This window comes from Labrenzia sp. ATLA3 (assembly GCF_057180185.1).
Genome location: NZ_JBXUKV010000003.1, coordinates 722,204 through 738,675, shown reverse-complemented (window position 1 = coordinate 738,675; position 16,472 = coordinate 722,204). Strand labels below are relative to the sequence as shown.

Here is a 16,472-nt window from a genome sequence, read left to right as displayed (position 1 = left end):
CTTAAAACCCCAAACCCCCGAAAGAGCCTGAGATCGCAAGGCCAACGCCGCCTACGCTTCCCTTCCTTCAATAATCAAATTGTCAAAGAACAGAGGCTCTAAAACCTCTCAAGCCGTAACCAAAACTCAACAAAAACAACCCACTCGCCGAACCATCAAGCTCGGCCACCTGGACCAATTTTCTGGAATTAAGGTCACAAAACCCTGTCGCCAGCGACGTTGCCGCCGTCGATGAACCGGGTTATACGCACCTCACCCCAACCCGTCAACAACCGTTTTCGAAAAAAATCAAAAAAAGCGAAAAAACTTTCAAACTGACGGGAAACGAATTTGTTTTCAGATAGTTAGTACTTATCCACCTTTCTACACAGACGGCGAAACCAGCATGCCTGAGCCCAGTCCGCCGGCTGCTGCAATCAGCGCCATGCCCAGGTTTCGGGCACCTTCCGCAGGGGCCTCCTCGCCGGTCAGCTGATCGAACAGATGAACAACCAGAATTGCGCCTGATGCGCCTATCGGATGTCCTCTGGAAAGAGCGCCGCCCGTCCGGTTCACACCCTCAGATGCAAGGTTCAGCCTCTCGGCAGTCACCATTGCCTGAACCGCATAGGCTTCCATGAGTTCCGTTGCCGCCAGTTCGCCCGCTCCGATGTCGAGCTCCGAAAACATGGCGTTCGCCACGTCTATCGGAACCAGAGCCGGATCTCCCGGGCTACCGCCGGCACTGTGGCCGGTCAGAATTTTCAGACCAGCCTGCCGGTTGCCGTTTGCCGGCTGAAAAAAGCGCTGGTGAAAGAGGTCTTCGGACATCAGAAGCACCGCGGCAGCTCCATCCGCCTCGCAGGCGATCGTAGCCGCGCTGAGGCCAGTGTCCTGGGTGCCGGCCAGTACGGGCGCCCTGAGAGCCGTCCTGAGCGACAGGTTGCGCGTGAAGCCATCCTTCTCCGGAAAGCATCCGCCGGCATGGACCAGTCGCTGCAAAAGATACTCCTGCGCCGCCACCGCCTTTTTGTGAGAAGCGACGGCATAGGCTGCCTGAGCCTCTTTTGTCGTGCCCGTTTCGGCGGCAAGCTGGGCGGCGGCTTCAGCGAGGTCCGGATCGTCGAACGGCGCGGGCGCGAAGGCAGGCCGGTCATAGGCAACGGATGGCGCTCCCCGGTCCGCAGGTCTGGTCATTCGGATCGGCGCCCGGCTGAAGCTTTCCGTACCGCCTGCCAGAACAATCTCGGCCGCACCGGCTTCGATCATGCGTGCGCCCATGAGGATTGCGTCCAGGCCCGAACAGCACTGCGTATCGATGGTCAATGCGGCAACCGTTTGCGGAACCCCGGCGCGAAGTGCTGCAAGCCGCGCCGGATTGCCGCCACCGTAAAGCGCGTTGCCCAGAAAGACGCAATCGACATCTCCGGGCTCGATACCGGCGTCCACAATAAGCTGATCGAGAACGGGCGCCGCAAGCTCGTCGGCCTGCAACATGGCAAGTGCCCCGCCACGCGGGCAAACCGCTGTGCGCCGTGCTGCTGCAATCACTGCCTTGCGGTTCTGATTCAAACGCTGCCTCCACCTTTCGCCAAGTCCGCCACGGTCTTCTGAATATCCGGCTTGCCCCCTGGCGTCAGCGGTATCTTTGCCTGGATGTGAATGTGTCTGGGCACCTTGCCGGGCGAAAGCCGGGCGCGGCAATGACGCAGCAATATCTGGTCGGCGTCCGCCAGGGGTGCACTCAGTTCGACCACGGCCTCCAGCCGATGACCACGAACACGGTCCGGAAGCCCCGCGACGACGGCCAGCGCGACAGACGGATGCTCGGCCAGCACGGCCTCAACCTCTTCCGGGTAGACATTCAGACCGGAGGTGATGACCATCCGGTTTTCGCGGCCTGTCAGAAACAGGACCCCCCGGTCATCGATATAACCGTGATCGCCAACGGTGAGCCAGCCGTCCTGCCAGAGTGTATCCGGCGCCGTCCCGCAGATATAGTGCGAAAACAGCAACCCACTCCGGATCCAGATCAAGCCAGCACTGCCAGGGCGCGCGGGAGCGGCGGGATCACCAATTGCAATCTCCACCCCTTGCGCGGCCTTTCCAACCGATCCAGGGGGGATATCGTCTTCGGGTGAGGCCAGAGTGATGAAGCTGGTTTCCGAAGCTCCATAGAACTCGAAAAGGCGAGCCTCGGGGAAAACCGACTTCAACGCCTGCCGGTCCGCTTCGTGCCATTTGGCGCCACTCGCAAGAACCTGCTTCACCGCGGCAACAGTCCCGCTGCGCCGGGCGGTTTCAGCCAGAAAGTGCAGTTGGGTCGGTGTCGCATAAAGGACCGAACCTCCTGCCGCGCTGCCAAGGTCTCTCAACACCACGCGCGGATCGAACCGCGGCACAAGCACCACGTGCTGGCCGCAAGCAAGGCCGCAGACGGCGCCATAAAGGTGAAGCGAATGGGTCAGCTGGCCAGGCAGGACGACGCGGCTATGTTGCGAAATGCCGAAGGCCTGTGCGGACAGTTTGAAGCTCTCAATCCACGATCCATGGGACCGGACATAGCCCTTGGGAACGCCGCTGGAACCGGACGTGAACCCTGCGTAGAAAAGATCGCCTTCATCCGGTGGCGTCTCCGGTGCCATCAGGTCCCCGGCGGACCCGCTGCTGCCTTCACGCAACGACCGAAAGCTTCCATCATCAATGACGAAATCAGGTGCAATCGCGTCAAGAACCGTTGCGGCCTGTGTTGCGGGCCAGTCCGGATCCATGACCGTGGCAATGCGACCGGTGCGGGCGCAGGCAAGGAAGCAGACGATCAGCGCAGCCGGATCCCGGAAGCGCAAGACCACGTATCCACCGCGACCTGATCGCGTCCGAAGCGCGTTCTCGATCCGGCCGACGCTATCAACCAGGTCCTGCCAGGAGAAAGTCTGCGAGCCGCATGTCAGTGCGGACGCAGACGCTTTCTGGCTGGCAAACCGGCCGAGACTGTCGCCGACAAAAGGCATGAGAGGGATTGGCCCTGTGGTCGCTGTTACGACCGTGAGAGAACGGCACCCGGCAGACCGCGCGCGACGGTCTGAACGATGACTGCCGTCAGTGCGACCTTGACCAGATCCCCTGGAATGAAGACCGAGCTGCCGAGCGCGGCTTTCGGCAGGGACAGACCGGCCATGATGGCAACACCCGGAATGCCAATGGCATAAACCACCAGGATGCCGCCAACCGCGGCGGAGATGGCGGCGGCAGCCAGGATGTTCATCTCTCGGGTCGACTGCATGATCCAGCCAGCCACAAGCGCTCCGACCGGCCAGCCGATCAGAAAGCCGACCGACGGGCCCATGAAAACGCCGAGGCCACCACGACCACCGGACAGGAAGGGCAAACCGAGCGCGACGAGAAACAGGAACAGCAGCACAGCAAGCGCGCCCCGGATCGGGCCGAGCATGACACCGGCCAGCATCACACCAAGGGTCTGTGCCGTGATCGGTACGCCACCGAGAAAGGCGATTGCAACTGGCGGAACAAGGCCCAGGGCCGAAATGAGCGCGGCATAGAAAGCAACGTGCACAAGTGATCTGTCAGCCATGATGAATTCGACCTTCTTTTCAGGAACAATGGGACTGCCACTCACCCACGAACTGAACGGATGGGTTGGGGCCCCGAAATCGTCATCACTGAGCGGGATAGCCCAGTTTTCAGCCGAGTGCCAGTCAACACCGGCTTCTTTTAGGTCATCTTGACAGGCCTTGCGACCCGCCTCGCGCCTTCAGCGCTTCGGCAACATGATCCGACATGCTCAGGGATTGGATAGCGAATGGCGCCAGAAGACGCCACGAATTTCGCGTGCCTGTTCGCGCCTGCCAGGCTTCGCGAAGCTGAGCAAAGACCACTAGCATGTAAGGCGCGAACCGCAGCACCAGCGCAACACCCAGCGCTGGTTTGCGGGGAGAGAAACCGAAAATCTCGAGCGGTTTGAACAACGGCAGGACGGCGTCCAGCATGTCGTCCATCCGGGTGGTGACCGAAACGAAATTCGCCGACAGGATCATGATTGCAAGCCGCAGGATGATTGCGACCCCTTCCAGAAGACTTCCGGAAACCCAGTGCAGCACCAGAAGCGCGGCAAGCAGATACGACATTGCCCGCAATAGCTTCAGCTGCGCCAGACCATCGCGTCCAAGGGAGGCGTAACACAAGAGAACGGCTGCCAGAGCCGGCAGCAGGACCCAGAAGGACGTGTACTGCAGCAACAGCAGACTGGCGAGGGCGACTGCCAGCAGCTTCAGACCCGCGGGCAGGCGGTGAGCCCAGCTATTGCCCTGGAGATAGACAGATATCATAGCTCGGCAATCTCCACGTCCCTGTCCTGACGCGAGAGGACGTCCTCCTGAAAGGCCGCGCGCACAGCATCAGGCTCGCCATCCATGCGCAAACGCCCGCCCTCCAGCCAGAGCAGTCTGTCGAAGCCGTCAAACTGGCTGAGATCGTGACTGACCAGAACGATTTTCTGCGGCAGCGAGAGGATCTTCTGACGGATCCGCACCGTGGTCAGGGCATCGAGGCTGGACATGGGTTCATCCAGCACCAGAAGGCGCGGCTCCATAACCAGAACCGCCAGAATGCAGATGAGTTGTTTCTGCCCGCCGGAAAGCTCGGTGATCGGCTTGCCGGCAAGTCCCTCACAGCCATGAAGCGCAAGGAACGCGCGCGCCCGGCTGCGACTTTCTTCCTTGCCTGCCCCCAACTGGGTGAGACCAAAGGCGATCTCTTCCTCAACGGTCGGGAAAATGGCCTGGTGATCCGGGTTCTGAAACACGAAGCCGACATGGCGCGGCAATTCCAGTTCCGCCTCGTCGGACGGTGCCCCAAAAAGCGTGAGATTGCCACTTGTCGGGGCGCGCAAACCATTCAAAAGGCGCACAAAGGAGCTCTTGCCTGATCCGTTCAGACCGATGATCCCGATCCGATCCTCTGCAAGCTGCAAAGTGAGATCTTTCAGGATAGGCACGCTTCCGACCTTCAGGCCGACCCGATCGAATACCGCATAGGGACTGGCGTCCGGATTGCAGACCCGGTGCTCCGCCGTGGGTTTTCTGCTTTTGGGCCAGAATGCCATGTCACCTCGTCGCGGGCGGCGCTTCCTGCAACGGCCGGTCCCTGTTCGCGCGCAGCTTATCGGTTGGATCTGCCGTCTTGTCAAAGACTGACGGTCGTTCAGCGGAAATACCTCTTGCGGTAAGCCTCTACCCTACCGGGCGCGTCAGATCGGGCAATTCGGCCAATTGGCCAATGGTCGATCTGATGCGCTCCAGAGCCCAACGGAACCGGTCGTCGGATTGTTCGGATCCAAAGGTCAGACGCAGATACGGCGCGGGCCGATAGTCCTTCGCCTGGAAATATCGGGACGACAGCACGGAGATGCCCTGATGGCCAAGCGCATTCTGCAACGCGTCGGGATCGACGGTGTCCGGCAAGCGCAGCCAGCCGAACACCTTGTTGACATCGCTTTGCAGGAAATGGGGCGCCAGCAGGTCACGTGCGGCCAGAAATCTCGTGCGGTTCGCCTTGCGTTTCAAACGCAGGGTCTTGAACAGATGCCCCTCGCGCACCCAGCCGGCGATCAGTTCCGCCGTGATGGGGGAGGCCATCCAGGTGCTTTCGCCGATCTTGTTGCGAATGCTGTCGCCAAATGGCCCGGGCACATGAACGAAGCCGATCCGGCTGCCGGGTGAGCAGACCTTGGAGATACTGGCGATGGAGGCGGTGAGTTCAGGCGCCAGCGCGCCGAAGGCAGGCAAGGCATCAGGCAGAAAAGGCGTATAGGGATCATCCTCGACGATCTTCAGGCCATGTTGCCGGGCCACCGCGACCAGATCCTGCCGCTCTTCGACGGACATTGTGTGGGTGGTCGGGTTCTGCATGTTCGGCATCAGAAAGACGCCCTTTACGCCGTTAGCCTTCGCGGCCTGGGCAAGGGCCGCAGGGTCCATGGCGCCGAAACCGCCGTCGTCACGCGTCAGCGCGGGCAGGGGTATCGGCTTCAGACCGATGCTGGCGAAGGAGCTGAAGATCGAAGGATAGGTGAACCGGTCGACGGCAACCGCGTCGCCCTGGCGAAACAGAGCCTGACAGGTGACCTGAATTCCGTGCTGCGCGCCGCAGGTCACCGCCACCCTGTCCGGGTCGGCGTCCAGACCATAGTCCTTGAAGACAAGCGCACCGGTTTCGCGATGGGCCTTGAGGCCCTCCGAGGGCACGAAGCCGTTCAGCAGGTCGATCCCCACCGTTCGAGCCATCCGCGTGAGACCGTCGGAAAGACTGGGGTTGAGGTGCGGATAAGCGAAATTGCGCGCCAGATCGCAGGTTTCCGGCTCGTCTTCCTTTGGAATAAGTGGCGAAACCTTCTGGGTTTCAGACGCAATATAGGTGCCCCGCCCGGTTTCCCCTTTCACCAGCCTGCGCCGTTCCGCCTCGCCATAGGCCCTTGTGACGGTGCCTAGCGTAACACCGAGCTGATAGGCGAGTTCTCGCTGCGGAGGCAGCCTGTCCCCCTGGGCAAGCGCACCGGTCTTGATGTCGGCTTCCAGCGCATCGGCGATCGCCAGATAAATCGGGCCGGAGGCCGCTTCAATGTTCGGAATCCACATTGTCATGAGAACAATGTTATCATTGACTGATACAATAGCTCAAGACAATTAGTATCTCCGCTATTTTGTATCGATTGTATCGATGCACTCGATGCTTTGTCTGGAGATACCCATGGATTACGCGACGTTTCTTGCCTTCGCAGTCTTCGTCATCGTCATGACCGGCACGCCCGGTCCGGGCAATCTGACCTTTCTGGCCATCGGCGCGTCTGCCGGCTACCGCACCGCCTTTCCCGTGATTGTCGCCTCGCAGATCGGCTCCCTGCCGCTCAAGCTGAGTGTTGCCTATGGCCTTGGCCATGTCATGGCGGCTGGCGGGCTGGTGGTGACCGTCTTCAAGGTACTGAGCATGGCTTATATGACTTATCTTGCGTGGCGGATCATCTGCCTCAGCGTCAAACCGAAAGGCGAAGTTGCCCTGCCCAGTTTTTGGGAAGGGCTGCTGATACACCCGCTCAGTCCAAAAACCTGGGCGATGAACCTCGTCGCCTTTTCAACCTTTCTGGCCGGCAACGGGCTTGGCATCCACGAAAACGCAATGATCCTGGTAGCGGGCTTCACTCTTGGCGGGATGGTGTTCCATTCCCTCTGGGCCTTGGCCGGCGTCTCCATTCTCGCCCTGATCGGCGATGGCACCATTATGCGCGCCATTACGGTTTCCATGGCAATTGCCATGCTGGCAGCAACGGTGTGGGCGCTGGTTATCTGAGGCCGGAGAAAGGGTTTGCGGCCGCGCTGTTCAATAGACGAAGGGGATGAACTTGCTCGTCCGCGCCGCGTAGGCATCGAATGGCGCACCGTATCTCTGCGAAAGATAGGCATCGAGTGCCGGGATATGAAAGGCAACGAAAGAAACGGCCATGAACGCAGGCACCGATAGGGCCACCAGGCTGTGTGTCAGCAGGGCCCAGCCGGTGAAAAGTAAGGTGTCGCCGAAATAGTTGATGTGCATGGAATAGGCGAACAGACCGCCGGTGTAGCATTTGCCACGATTTGCCGGGTCTCGCTTCCACCATTTGCGCTGCAGTTCCGACCCGCTGTTGAGAAACGAGCCGACCAGGACCATCGCCAGGGCCACACCGTCCATAAGGGAGAACGGAACAACCGTCTGCCGGAATACGCCGCAGCCGAGCACGAGGAAGCCGATTTCAAAGAACGCCATGAAAGCGCCCAGTCCGAACACTTCCGAAAACGCCACTTTCCGGGCCAGCAGATAGAACAACGTCAGAAGGTGGCGCGTGAAGTAGAGCAGGGTACAGGCGAGCAGAAGCAATCCGCGCTGCGGATCGGACACAACATCTGCCTGTCCGAACCACGAGGCTATCAGCTCCAATCCGCCACCCAGAAGCAGCCAGATGCTGACGAGAAAACTCGCCAGATGAAGGGCCGCAAAAACAAATTTCTGCTTTAGCGACTTATCGTGCTGACGGCTGACGCCTCCGGACTGTGCCATGACTTCTCCTTCGACCCCGAAGCCGGGTGTCGAGCCCTTCAAACGGCAAATTCTTTTTCGACCAAGTGGACTAAAAAGAAATCTAGACGAAGCGGCTGCATCTGGTCAATGTGTTTATCGACCAACTGGACGAAATAATGCCGAAACAGATCGACCACGAAGCCTACCGGCTTGAACTTGCCCGGAAGGCCGCGCCGCTTTTCTCCGAGCTCGGGTATTCGGGTCTTGGAATGCGGCAGGTCGCCGAAGCCCTGGGCCTGTCGAAAAGCGCGCTCTATCATTACTTTCCAACCAAGAAGAGCCTGTTCCTGGCCTGCACGGAAACGGTGATGAGGGAGATGACGGCAGGGGGCGACACGGGCTCGGCTTCACACGGCAAAGCTTTACAGGGCCCGACGCCACAAGACCCGGGCACCGCCCTGATCGATTTCGCCAGGAGCCTGGAACCGGGATTTGCCAGCGAAATGTCGCTTCTGTTCGACTATCTGCGGGGAAAGACCGCCACGGAGATCGCCGCCGACCCCGCCATGCAACTGGCCAATGACCATCTTCGACGGCATGTGGAAGGCGTTGTGGGGAGCGAGGCAGCCGACAGCGCCCTTTGCCTGTTGATGGGTGCCTTGCTTATGCGCCATTTCACCGGCGGCACGCTGGATTATGAGACCCTTCTTCCCGCCCTGAGGAAACTCGGCTGATTGAATACAGCGCGGGAGAAGAGGCAGATCCGGCAACAGACGTCCACCGGATCTGCCCGACCGGCTACAGGGGAGACCGCAGCCGGAAACACGTCAGGTATCGAAATTCAACTAGCGCTGCAGGTCCTTCAGCTCCCTCTGCCAGCGCGCTTCGAAAGACGATTCATGTCGGTCTGAGCCAAAGCCAATATCCCGGCGCAGATCATCCGGCAGATCAGCCACGTTGATACGTTTGCGGCGCGGCATCGCTGACCGTGTGAACAGGGAACCGATCATAGTTTTGAATGAAAAGCCCAAGTTATGTTGATGAGTCACACAGCCTGATTTCGTTTGAAAGCGCCTGAACACGTCGGAAACTCCTGATTTAAGTGAGCTACATATCGACGGATCCGGCTTGTCTTACCAACGAAATCTCAATAGATATGCATAAGGGAGATTTATGCATGTCATCGCATTTACCACCGCTGTCCGCGATCCGCGCTTTCGAAGCTGCAAGCCGGCACCTGAGTTTCACCAAGGCCGGGGACGAGCTGGGCATGACCCAGGCGGCCGTCAGCTATCAGATCAAGGTTCTGGAAGACCGCCTCGGCTTTCAGCTGTTCACGCGCAAGGCCCGCAAGATCGAGCTGACCGATTCCGGCGCACAATTGGCAACGCGGGTGGTCGATGCCTTCTCCTCGCTTCGCAGCGCCTTCGAGGATATTTCCGAAAAGAACTCCAGCCAGCTTGTGGTGTCCAGCAACACCACGTTTGCCGTCAACTGGCTGGCCTACCGTCTGTTCGAATTCCAGATGAAGAACCCGGATGTGGGCGTGCGCATCGTGCCCTATGGTCCGAATGCGGAGCCGGATTTCAACGAATCCGACATCGTGATTTCCGCCTGCAAGGCACCGCCAAAAACCTGGCCCGCCCATGAAATCGTGCGCGCAGACTTCACGCCGATGCTGAGCCCGAAGCTTGCGGAAACAATTGACGGCATCAGCAAGCCCGAAGACCTCCTGAAATTGCCGCTGGTCGATCCGCAGGATCCCTGGTGGCAGATGTGGTTCGAGGCAGCCGGACTGCCGAATGTCGATCTGAGCGGCCATCCAAGCTCGCGCATGGGGTCGCAGGCGCTTGAGGCCAACCGAGCCATCGCAGGCCAGGGCGTTGCCATCCTGACCCCGTATTTCTGCAGAACGGCCCTTGAGAGCGGCCAACTGATCCAGCCCTTCGAGCTGACTTGCCGGGCGAACAACGAAAGCTGGTATCTGAGCTACCCACCGGCCTTGCGCTCCAGCCGCAAGATCCGGCTGTTCCGCGACTGGGTTCATGCGGAACTGAAAAACGACGGCATGCCCGTCGCAGCGCCAGTGGCTGTGACTGACTGACGCCATCCCGGCACCAGCCAGCCTCTCAGTCCATGCAAAAGCCCCGGCCGTCCGTCAGACGACCGGGGCCAAATCTTTTCCGGCAATAAGCCTTGCCTTACGGCGTGAACACGATCGTCTTGTTGCCGACGATCATGACCCGGTTTTCCAGGTGGTATTTGACGGCACGGGCGAGGACGCGGGATTCGATGTCGCGGCCGCGGGCAACGAAGTCGTCAGCGGAAAGCGAATGGCTTACGCGGTCGGCGTCCTGCTCGATGATCGGGCCTTCGTCGAGATCCGGCGTCACATAGTGAGCGGTGGCACCGATCATCTTGACGCCGCGGGTGTGCGCCTGGTGATACGGCTTTGCGCCCTTGAAGCTCGGCAGGAAGGAGTGGTGGATGTTGATGATCTTGCCGAACAGCCGCTTGGAAAGGTTGTCGGACAGGACCTGCATGTAACGGGCCAGCACCACCAGGTCGGCCCCGGTTTCCTTGACCAGTTTCAGCAGCTTGTCTTCCTGCTCGGCCTTGTTTTCCTTGTTCACCGGCCAGTGGTAGTACGGAATGCCTTCATGCTCGGCCGTACGCTGGCTGTCGGTGTGGTTGGAAACGATTGCCACAACTTCGGCGTCCATCCAGCCGACGCGGCTCTGGTAGAGAAGGTGCAGCATGGCATGGTCGAATTTGGACACCATCACGATGACCTTCGGCCGCTTGGCGGTGTCGACCAGTTTCGCCTTCATGTCGAAGCGGCTGATGACCGGGTCGAGTGCCTTCTGGACACTTTCCAGGCTCACGCCTTCCGGAGCCAGCATGGCAATGCGCAGGAAAAACTGGTTGGACACCCGGTCCCAGAACTGGTCACTCTCGGCGATATTGGCGCCGAAATCCGCCAGCTCCGTCGTGACCGCCGCCACAATGCCGGGCTTGTCCGCGCAGGACAGCGTCAGAACGTAAAGGCTATCCGCCATAGTATTCCAGTCTCCAACCTTGAGGGCCGCAGCCCGCTGATATTGCTTCGTGCCGGATGCCGGCCCGAATGATCAGGCAGGCATCAGACTATGTTCCTTCAGGGCCGATACCAGATCGTTGACCCGGTCGGCATTGTCTTTCGCACGGTCGCCGGTCCTGTTCCACAGGCCGTTCTCAAAACCGATCCTTGTCTTGCCGCCCCGCCGGACCGCCTCCACCAGACACTCCGTCTCCCGGTGTCCGAAGGCGCAGACCGCCCAGTCCAGCGACACCCCACTGCCGCGTTCCGCCAGCTTGTCCAGAAACGGCACCAGATCCTCCGGTGCACTTTCCTGGCCGGCCGCGTAGCGCCCCAGTACAAACAGCAGCTGATGGCTTTCTCCCGCAAGGGTGCCAGCTGCCACCAGATTAAAAAACCGGTCCAGATCGTCCGCACTGTAGACGATGTGCTGGACCGCGCACGCCTTGCCAACTGCCCAATTGTAGAAAGCCTTCGCCTGGTCTTCCTCGCCTTCCGGAACCATTTCCCGAAGGGCGACGGAGACTGCTGCAGGCTTGACCTTGTAGACCAGTTCGCGTTGCTGTTCCGGGGTGTATTTTCCAACAGCTTCCGTCGTGATTTGAACCTGCATTTGCGGCACAGCAACACGCATTTCCGACAAGAGCTCACGATAACGCCCCGCATCCAGCACATGGGCACCGGAGACATCGCGTACGTGGGCATGAAGTGCGCCGGCGCCAGCGTGGAAACAGGCCTTTGCCGCAGCAACTGTTTCGGCAACGGTCATCGGCAGGCAAGGGTGGTCCGATTTGGTCCGGCGCGCACCGTTCGGGGCCACCATGATCAACGGTAGCGGCGGAGGTGTAAACAGGGGGGGCATGGTCAGAAGACCGCCTTGAAGGCCTGGCCAAGCTTGTCGGTTATCTCGCCGATGTGGCTGTCCTCCAGAATGAAGGGCGGGGCCAGCAGGACATGGTCGCCCTTTACGCCATCAATTGTCCCACTCATCGGATAGCAGATAAGGCCAGCCTCGAAGGCCGCTTTCTTGAAGGCCTTGCTGATACCTCTTTTAGGATCGAACGGAGCCTTGGAGGCCCGGTCCTCCACCAGTTCGATACCTCGAAACAGCCCACGCCCGCGAATGTCGCCAACATGCGGATGCTGGCCGAAGGCGTCGGTGAGGGCGGCGTTAAGTTTCTCGCCCATCGGCATGACCCGGTCGGCGACGCCGCCGGTCAGCTTTCTGAACACGGCCAGTGCCGCCGCGCAGGCGACGGGATGGCCGATGTAGGTATGGCCGTGCTGAAAAAAGCCGGAGCCGGTCTCGATGGCTTCATAAATAGCGGACGCGCACAGCATGGCGCCAACCGGCTGGTAGCCGGCGCCGAGCCCTTTCGCGATGCACAGAATATCCGGCGCCACGCCATCCTGCTCGCAGGCGAACAGCGTTCCCGTGCGGCCCATGCCGCACATGACCTCATCGAGGATCAGAAGCACGCCATGGCTGTCGCAGATCTCGCGAATCCGCTTGAAATAGCCCTCAACCGGCGGCAAGGCGCCCGCCGTCGCGCCAACGACCGGTTCGGCGACGAATGCCATGACATTTTCCGGCCCCAGCCGAAGGATCTCGGCTTCCAGTTCGTTGGCGACCCGTAGGCCGTAGTCGAAGGCGGTTTCCCCCTCGCGGCGGTCCCGGTACTCGTAACAGGGAGCGATGTGGGTGGTGTCGATCATCAGCGGCGCGAAGGGTTCCCGCCGCCACTGGTTGCCGCCGGTTGCCAGTGCGCCCAGCGTGTTGCCGTGATAGCTCTGCCGGCGGGCGATCACCCTGTGCCGGGACGCTTCCCCTTTTTCCAGAAAATACTGCCGCGCCAGCTTCAGCGCCGCTTCCATGGCTTCCGAACCGCCGGAGACGAAGTAGACACGGTCCAGATCGCCGGGCGCTTTCTCGATCAGGAGATCTGCCAGCTCCTCGGCCGGTTCGCTGGTGAAAAAGCCCGTGTGGGCAAATGCGATCCTGTCGACCTGGGCCTTGATGGCGGCAGTCACATCCGGGTCGCTGTGCCCGAGACAGGAAACCGCGGCACCGCCGGACCCGTCGAAATACCGCTTTCCGGATCGGTCGAGGATGTAGCACCCGTCGCCGCTGACTGCGACGGGAAGATCGGCTTTAGTGTGGCGGGGAAATACATGAGACATGGCAAGTTATCCGGCTGATGACAGCTGCGCCCGGACCGGGCTGACGCATTTGTATCAGAAAATATCCAACTCTGAAACATTTGTTTCGACGGCGCGTTAACCATGTTTTTCATTAGAATTTTAATAAAATTCGATCAGCCTGCGCACGGGGGACGAGATTTGTAATGAAGTAACCGAAGGCCGCCCGTCATGCGTCAGCGCCTCATCGCCTGGATCGTATTCCTAGGATTGACCGCCACACTTGCCGGCTGCGGAACTGTCGCCGGTGTTACCGGCATGGGCTGGGTGACGGCATCCCACAATTCCATCGACTATAACGACAGCTCGTGGTGCGTTCCGCGCAAGCTGAAAAAGGTTCTGAACCGGGTCGCGGCCCGATATGGCAAGGTGACCGTCAGTTCCACCAAGCGCTGGTGGCTTGAGAACTGGTGGAAGGGCGGCGCCAAGAATTCCTATCACCTCAACTGCCGCGCGGTCGATTTCTCCGTCCGCGGCAGCCCGTCATCGGTCATCGCCTTTTTGAAGGCACAGCCGGAAGTGGGCGGTTACAAGCACTATTCTTCCGGCCACTATCACATCGACACCGGCCCGCGCCGTACCTGGTAAGTTCAGGCCCGGCAAGTTCAGGCCTGCTAAAATGCCCTCTTGGGCGCCGGGCCTGACGGGCGCCCGGGCCTGAAAAACGGCGGGGCTGGCAGACGGTGGGCCTCGCTCACCCGGCAAGGAGCTCGCGTTATTTCAGTTCGCCCAGCTCCAGCGCCATTTCCCAGGCCACAGGGTCAAAGCCGACAAAATTCTTGGTTTCGCCTGCCACGATCGGACGCTTGATCACCGACGGGTTCTCGATCATCACATCGAGCGCACTTTTGGCGTCGACGACACTATCCTGCGTCGCCTCATCAAGGCGCCGCCACGTGGTGCCGCGTTTGTTCAAAATCGTGTCCCAACCGAACTCGCCGACGAAACCGGCCAGCCGGTCAGCATCCACCCCGTCCTTCTTGTAATCGTGGAACTCATAGGCCACCCCGGCCTCTTCCAGAAACTTCCGCGCTTTCTTGACGGTGTCGCAATTCTTGATGCCGTAGACCTTCATCGCCTCTTCCCGGTTGCTCGTTGTCTGCTTGCTGGTTTTCTGGTCCGGAATGTGCCGACTGGAGCCGGGGATGCAAGGCTGTCGTCGGAGAAAATCCGGAATTTTGAGAAAAATGAGCGCCTAAGGGCCTTCCAGTCCGGAGTTTTCCCCGTTGTGACCGCTTTCACAGACAGTTCGCCGCATTTGCCTTATGTCTTCTTGACCTCAGGCTCCGCCCGCGCTTGAAGTGGCACCTGAAAGGGCGGACCGGCAGCAGATCGGTGCAGCGAGACCGGAGACAGAACATTTATGCAGGAAGAGGTTCCCGGCACAGGCCGGCCCCACCCGCCCGAGACGGCCGCCAAATCTTCTGACAGAGCCGGTCCAGCTCTCAAAACGGGCAAAAAATCCCGCGACATGATGGTTGGACGCGGCAACTGGCGTCAACGGCTCCGGCTGTGGAGCGGCCTGATCCTGTTCACGTTCTGCCTCAGCCATTTTTCAAACCACGCCCTTGGCATCATTTCCTTTGAGGCCATGGATAAGGCTTCGATCTGGCACTATTGGGTCTGGCGAAGCCTGCCCGGAGAGACCCTGCTGATCCTTGCCGCGCTGACCCATGTGCTGCTGGCCTTGTGGCGGACAAGCAAACGACGGACGTTGAAGATCTCCCGCTGGGAGTTTCTGCAGCTCGCCCTCGGTCTCTATATTCCCTGGCTTCTGATCCCGCATGTCACCATGACCATGGGTGTTGCCCAGGAATTCGGTTTTCTGCCCGTTTACGAACAGATGCTCACGCTGCTGTGGCCGAATGCGGCGGTCAACCAGTCGATTTTGCTGCTGGTGGTGTGGATCCACGCCATGATTGGTCTGCATTTTTTCCTGCGCCTTTATCCGTTGTACCAACGGCTGAAACCTCTGGCCGCGGGATTCGCCTTCGCCATGCCCGTTCTGGCGATTTGGGGCTGGATCGAAGGGGCGCGCAGGCTTGCCCTCAGCCGTGATGTTACCCTTCGTGTCACCCCGGAGCAGCAATTGTGGGCAAGCGAGGTCGTCGTCCAGTTCCGTGCTGTGGTGTTCGGCCTGATCGCCGTCAGTCTTCTGGCCATATTGATCCGGTATCTGCTCGGCCTGAAAGCGCGCAGCCTGACCGTGGTCTACCCGGGCGGACTGACAGTGAAGGCGCAGCCGGGCGCAACGCTTCTGGAAATCAGCCGCATGAACGACATACCGCTTGCCTCGGTATGCGGCGGGCGCGCCAGATGCTCCACCTGCCGCGTGAAGATGATTTCCGGCGGTGAAAATTTGCCAAGACCCGCCCCTCCCGAAACCGCAGTGCTGGCACGCATCGGCGCCAGCAACGACATTCGCCTGGCCTGCCAGGTGCGGCCGGAAAACAACGTGGAAGTGCAGCCTCTGGTGCCGGTAAAGGCCAGCACCATCCTCAGTGAACACCTGAAGGACGCCTATTACTGGGGTGTCGAGCAGGATGTGGTGGTCATGTTCGTGGATCTGCGCAATTTCACCGGCATTACCGAAAGCCAGCTTGCCTATGACGTCGTCTATCTGCTGAACAGCTATCTGGACCAGGCTTCAACCGCGATCCGGGACGAGGGCGGCTATGTCGACAAGTTCATTGGCGACGGCATCATGGCCATCTTCGGTATGGAGAGCAGCGCGGACATCGGAGCCCGGCAAGCCCTTGCCGCCTGCCGCCGCATCGAGGCGGTGATGAAATCGCTCGACAAGGAGAAGGGGCCGCAGTTTCGCGATCCGATTCGCCTGGGCGTCGGGCTGCATCTCGGGTCAGCCATCCTCGGCCGGATCGGCGCAGCCGGTTCGGAGGGCAAACGCGACGGGCTGACCGCGCTTGGCGACGTGGTCAACACCGCCAGCCGGCTTGAAACCGAAAACAAGAACCACGGCAGTTTCCTTGTCGTTTCCAAGGCCGTGGTCGATGCGGCCGGCGCCCGGATTGACGGTGCGGAAGAAGCCGAAATCAAGGTTCGCGGCAAGGAAATCCCCTTGCAAATCCTCGCGGTGAAAAGCTTAGATGGTCTTCACCTGGGCGATGCCGTTTCCGCCTGAGGCAAA

General features: G+C 60.2%; 16 protein-coding genes. 5 read left to right on the top strand and 11 right to left on the bottom strand.

From position 1 onward, the window contains the following. Window positions 1-363 precede the first annotated feature (363 nt). The 6 genes from AC2A6O_RS11395 to AC2A6O_RS11370 form a co-directional block, all read right to left on the bottom strand. Window positions 364-1,551: a thiolase family protein gene (locus AC2A6O_RS11395; RefSeq protein ID WP_498927061.1), complete on the bottom strand. Its 1,188-nt coding sequence runs from the start codon at window positions 1,549-1,551 to the stop codon at window positions 364-366. Next, complete coding sequence (locus AC2A6O_RS11390) at window positions 1,548-2,990, bottom strand: AMP-binding protein (RefSeq protein ID WP_498927059.1); 1,443 nt, start codon at window positions 2,988-2,990, stop codon at window positions 1,548-1,550. Before AC2A6O_RS11390 ends, AC2A6O_RS11395 begins: the two co-directional genes overlap by 4 nt. A gap of 26 nt (window positions 2,991-3,016) precedes the next feature. Continuing rightward, window positions 3,017-3,571 carry a biotin transporter BioY gene (locus AC2A6O_RS11385; RefSeq protein WP_148583198.1) on the bottom strand — a complete coding sequence of 185 codons (555 nt, stop codon included), beginning with the start codon at window positions 3,569-3,571 and terminating at the stop codon, window positions 3,017-3,019. Between the two features lie 145 nt (window positions 3,572-3,716). Further along, window positions 3,717-4,325, bottom strand: coding sequence for a CbiQ family ECF transporter T component (locus tag AC2A6O_RS11380; RefSeq protein ID WP_498927057.1), 609 nt, complete (start codon window positions 4,323-4,325; stop codon window positions 3,717-3,719). Continuing rightward, a complete protein-coding gene (locus tag AC2A6O_RS11375) occupies window positions 4,322-5,101 on the bottom strand; it encodes an energy-coupling factor ABC transporter ATP-binding protein (RefSeq protein ID WP_498927055.1) in 780 nt (259 codons plus the stop codon). The genes AC2A6O_RS11380 and AC2A6O_RS11375 overlap by 4 nt, the downstream gene beginning before the upstream one ends. Before the next feature lie 127 nt (window positions 5,102-5,228). After that, window positions 5,229-6,638, bottom strand: coding sequence for an aminotransferase-like domain-containing protein (locus AC2A6O_RS11370; RefSeq protein ID WP_498927053.1), 1,410 nt, complete (start codon window positions 6,636-6,638; stop codon window positions 5,229-5,231). Between the two features lie 106 nt (window positions 6,639-6,744). Here AC2A6O_RS11370 and AC2A6O_RS11365 point away from each other — a divergent pair, with 106 nt between their 5' ends. Continuing rightward, entirely contained in the window at window positions 6,745-7,341 is a 597-nt protein-coding gene (locus AC2A6O_RS11365) for a LysE family translocator (protein ID WP_498927051.1), read from the top strand. Window positions 7,342-7,371: 30 nt separating this feature from the next. Here AC2A6O_RS11365 and AC2A6O_RS11360 read toward each other — a convergent pair whose 3' ends face one another. Further along, entirely contained in the window at window positions 7,372-8,085 is a 714-nt protein-coding gene (locus AC2A6O_RS11360) for a DUF1295 domain-containing protein (RefSeq protein WP_498927050.1), read from the bottom strand. 137 nt (window positions 8,086-8,222) lie between these two features. Between AC2A6O_RS11360 and AC2A6O_RS11355 the strand changes: the two genes are divergently transcribed. Both AC2A6O_RS11355 and AC2A6O_RS11350 read left to right on the top strand, forming a co-directional pair. Continuing rightward, window positions 8,223-8,780 carry a TetR/AcrR family transcriptional regulator gene (locus AC2A6O_RS11355; protein WP_498927048.1) on the top strand — a complete coding sequence of 186 codons (558 nt, stop codon included), beginning with the start codon at window positions 8,223-8,225 and terminating at the stop codon, window positions 8,778-8,780. A gap of 443 nt (window positions 8,781-9,223) precedes the next feature. Next, entirely contained in the window at window positions 9,224-10,150 is a 927-nt protein-coding gene (locus AC2A6O_RS11350) for a LysR family transcriptional regulator (protein ID WP_498927046.1), read from the top strand. Window positions 10,151-10,247: 97 nt separating this feature from the next. Here AC2A6O_RS11350 and purU read toward each other — a convergent pair whose 3' ends face one another. The 3 genes from purU to AC2A6O_RS11335 all read right to left on the bottom strand — a co-directional run bounded on the left by purU (window position 10,248) and on the right by AC2A6O_RS11335 (window position 13,306). Next, window positions 10,248-11,105 carry a formyltetrahydrofolate deformylase gene (gene purU / locus AC2A6O_RS11345; protein WP_148583204.1) on the bottom strand — a complete coding sequence of 286 codons (858 nt, stop codon included), beginning with the start codon at window positions 11,103-11,105 and terminating at the stop codon, window positions 10,248-10,250. A 72-nt stretch (window positions 11,106-11,177) separates the two neighbouring features. After that, window positions 11,178-11,987, bottom strand: a complete 810-nt coding sequence (locus tag AC2A6O_RS11340) for a beta-keto acid cleavage family enzyme (RefSeq protein WP_498927044.1) — start codon at window positions 11,985-11,987, stop codon at window positions 11,178-11,180. Window positions 11,988-11,989: 2 nt separating this feature from the next. After that, window positions 11,990-13,306, bottom strand: a complete 1,317-nt coding sequence (locus AC2A6O_RS11335; RefSeq protein WP_498927042.1) for an aspartate aminotransferase family protein — start codon at window positions 13,304-13,306, stop codon at window positions 11,990-11,992. Window positions 13,307-13,495: 189 nt separating this feature from the next. On the opposite strand from AC2A6O_RS11335, the gene AC2A6O_RS11330 reads away from it, so the two are divergent. Beyond that, the gene (locus AC2A6O_RS11330; RefSeq protein WP_148583207.1) at window positions 13,496-13,912 is read left to right on the top strand and encodes a YcbK family protein; all 417 of its coding nucleotides are present in this window, start codon (window positions 13,496-13,498) and stop codon (window positions 13,910-13,912) included. A gap of 127 nt (window positions 13,913-14,039) precedes the next feature. On the opposite strand, the gene AC2A6O_RS11325 is transcribed toward AC2A6O_RS11330, so the two are convergent. Further along, the gene (locus AC2A6O_RS11325) at window positions 14,040-14,399 is read right to left on the bottom strand and encodes an ArsC family reductase (protein WP_148583208.1); all 360 of its coding nucleotides are present in this window, start codon (window positions 14,397-14,399) and stop codon (window positions 14,040-14,042) included. Window positions 14,400-14,795: 396 nt separating this feature from the next. On the opposite strand from AC2A6O_RS11325, the gene AC2A6O_RS11320 reads away from it, so the two are divergent. Continuing rightward, window positions 14,796-16,466: an adenylate/guanylate cyclase domain-containing protein gene (locus AC2A6O_RS11320; RefSeq protein ID WP_498927039.1), complete on the top strand. Its 1,671-nt coding sequence runs from the start codon at window positions 14,796-14,798 to the stop codon at window positions 16,464-16,466. Window positions 16,467-16,472: the final 6 nt, after the last annotated feature.

What these genes read in the sequence shown, in the direction of transcription:
- AC2A6O_RS11380 (WP_498927057.1), bottom strand. Translation starts at nt 4,325, where the DNA reads ATGATATCTGTCTATCTCCAGGGCAATAGCTGGGCTCACCGCCTGCCC.
- AC2A6O_RS11365 (WP_498927051.1), top strand. Translation starts at nt 6,745, where the DNA reads ATGGATTACGCGACGTTTCTTGCCTTCGCAGTCTTCGTCATCGTCATG.
- AC2A6O_RS11350 (WP_498927046.1), top strand. Translation starts at nt 9,224, where the DNA reads ATGTCATCGCATTTACCACCGCTGTCCGCGATCCGCGCTTTCGAAGCT.
- AC2A6O_RS11360 (WP_498927050.1), bottom strand. Translation starts at nt 8,085, where the DNA reads ATGGCACAGTCCGGAGGCGTCAGCCGTCAGCACGATAAGTCGCTAAAG.
- AC2A6O_RS11385 (WP_148583198.1), bottom strand. Translation starts at nt 3,571, where the DNA reads ATGGCTGACAGATCACTTGTGCACGTTGCTTTCTATGCCGCGCTCATT.
- AC2A6O_RS11325 (WP_148583208.1), bottom strand. Translation starts at nt 14,399, where the DNA reads ATGAAGGTCTACGGCATCAAGAATTGCGACACCGTCAAGAAAGCGCGG.
- AC2A6O_RS11370 (WP_498927053.1), bottom strand. Translation starts at nt 6,638, where the DNA reads ATGACAATGTGGATTCCGAACATTGAAGCGGCCTCCGGCCCGATTTAT.
- AC2A6O_RS11375 (WP_498927055.1), bottom strand. Translation starts at nt 5,101, where the DNA reads ATGGCATTCTGGCCCAAAAGCAGAAAACCCACGGCGGAGCACCGGGTC.
- AC2A6O_RS11320 (WP_498927039.1), top strand. Translation starts at nt 14,796, where the DNA reads ATGATGGTTGGACGCGGCAACTGGCGTCAACGGCTCCGGCTGTGGAGC.
- AC2A6O_RS11340 (WP_498927044.1), bottom strand. Translation starts at nt 11,987, where the DNA reads ATGCCCCCCCTGTTTACACCTCCGCCGCTACCGTTGATCATGGTGGCC.
- AC2A6O_RS11335 (WP_498927042.1), bottom strand. Translation starts at nt 13,306, where the DNA reads ATGTCTCATGTATTTCCCCGCCACACTAAAGCCGATCTTCCCGTCGCA.
- AC2A6O_RS11330 (WP_148583207.1), top strand. Translation starts at nt 13,496, where the DNA reads ATGCGTCAGCGCCTCATCGCCTGGATCGTATTCCTAGGATTGACCGCC.
- AC2A6O_RS11355 (WP_498927048.1), top strand. Translation starts at nt 8,223, where the DNA reads ATGCCGAAACAGATCGACCACGAAGCCTACCGGCTTGAACTTGCCCGG.
- purU (WP_148583204.1), bottom strand. Translation starts at nt 11,105, where the DNA reads ATGGCGGATAGCCTTTACGTTCTGACGCTGTCCTGCGCGGACAAGCCC.
- AC2A6O_RS11390 (WP_498927059.1), bottom strand. Translation starts at nt 2,990, where the DNA reads ATGCCTTTTGTCGGCGACAGTCTCGGCCGGTTTGCCAGCCAGAAAGCG.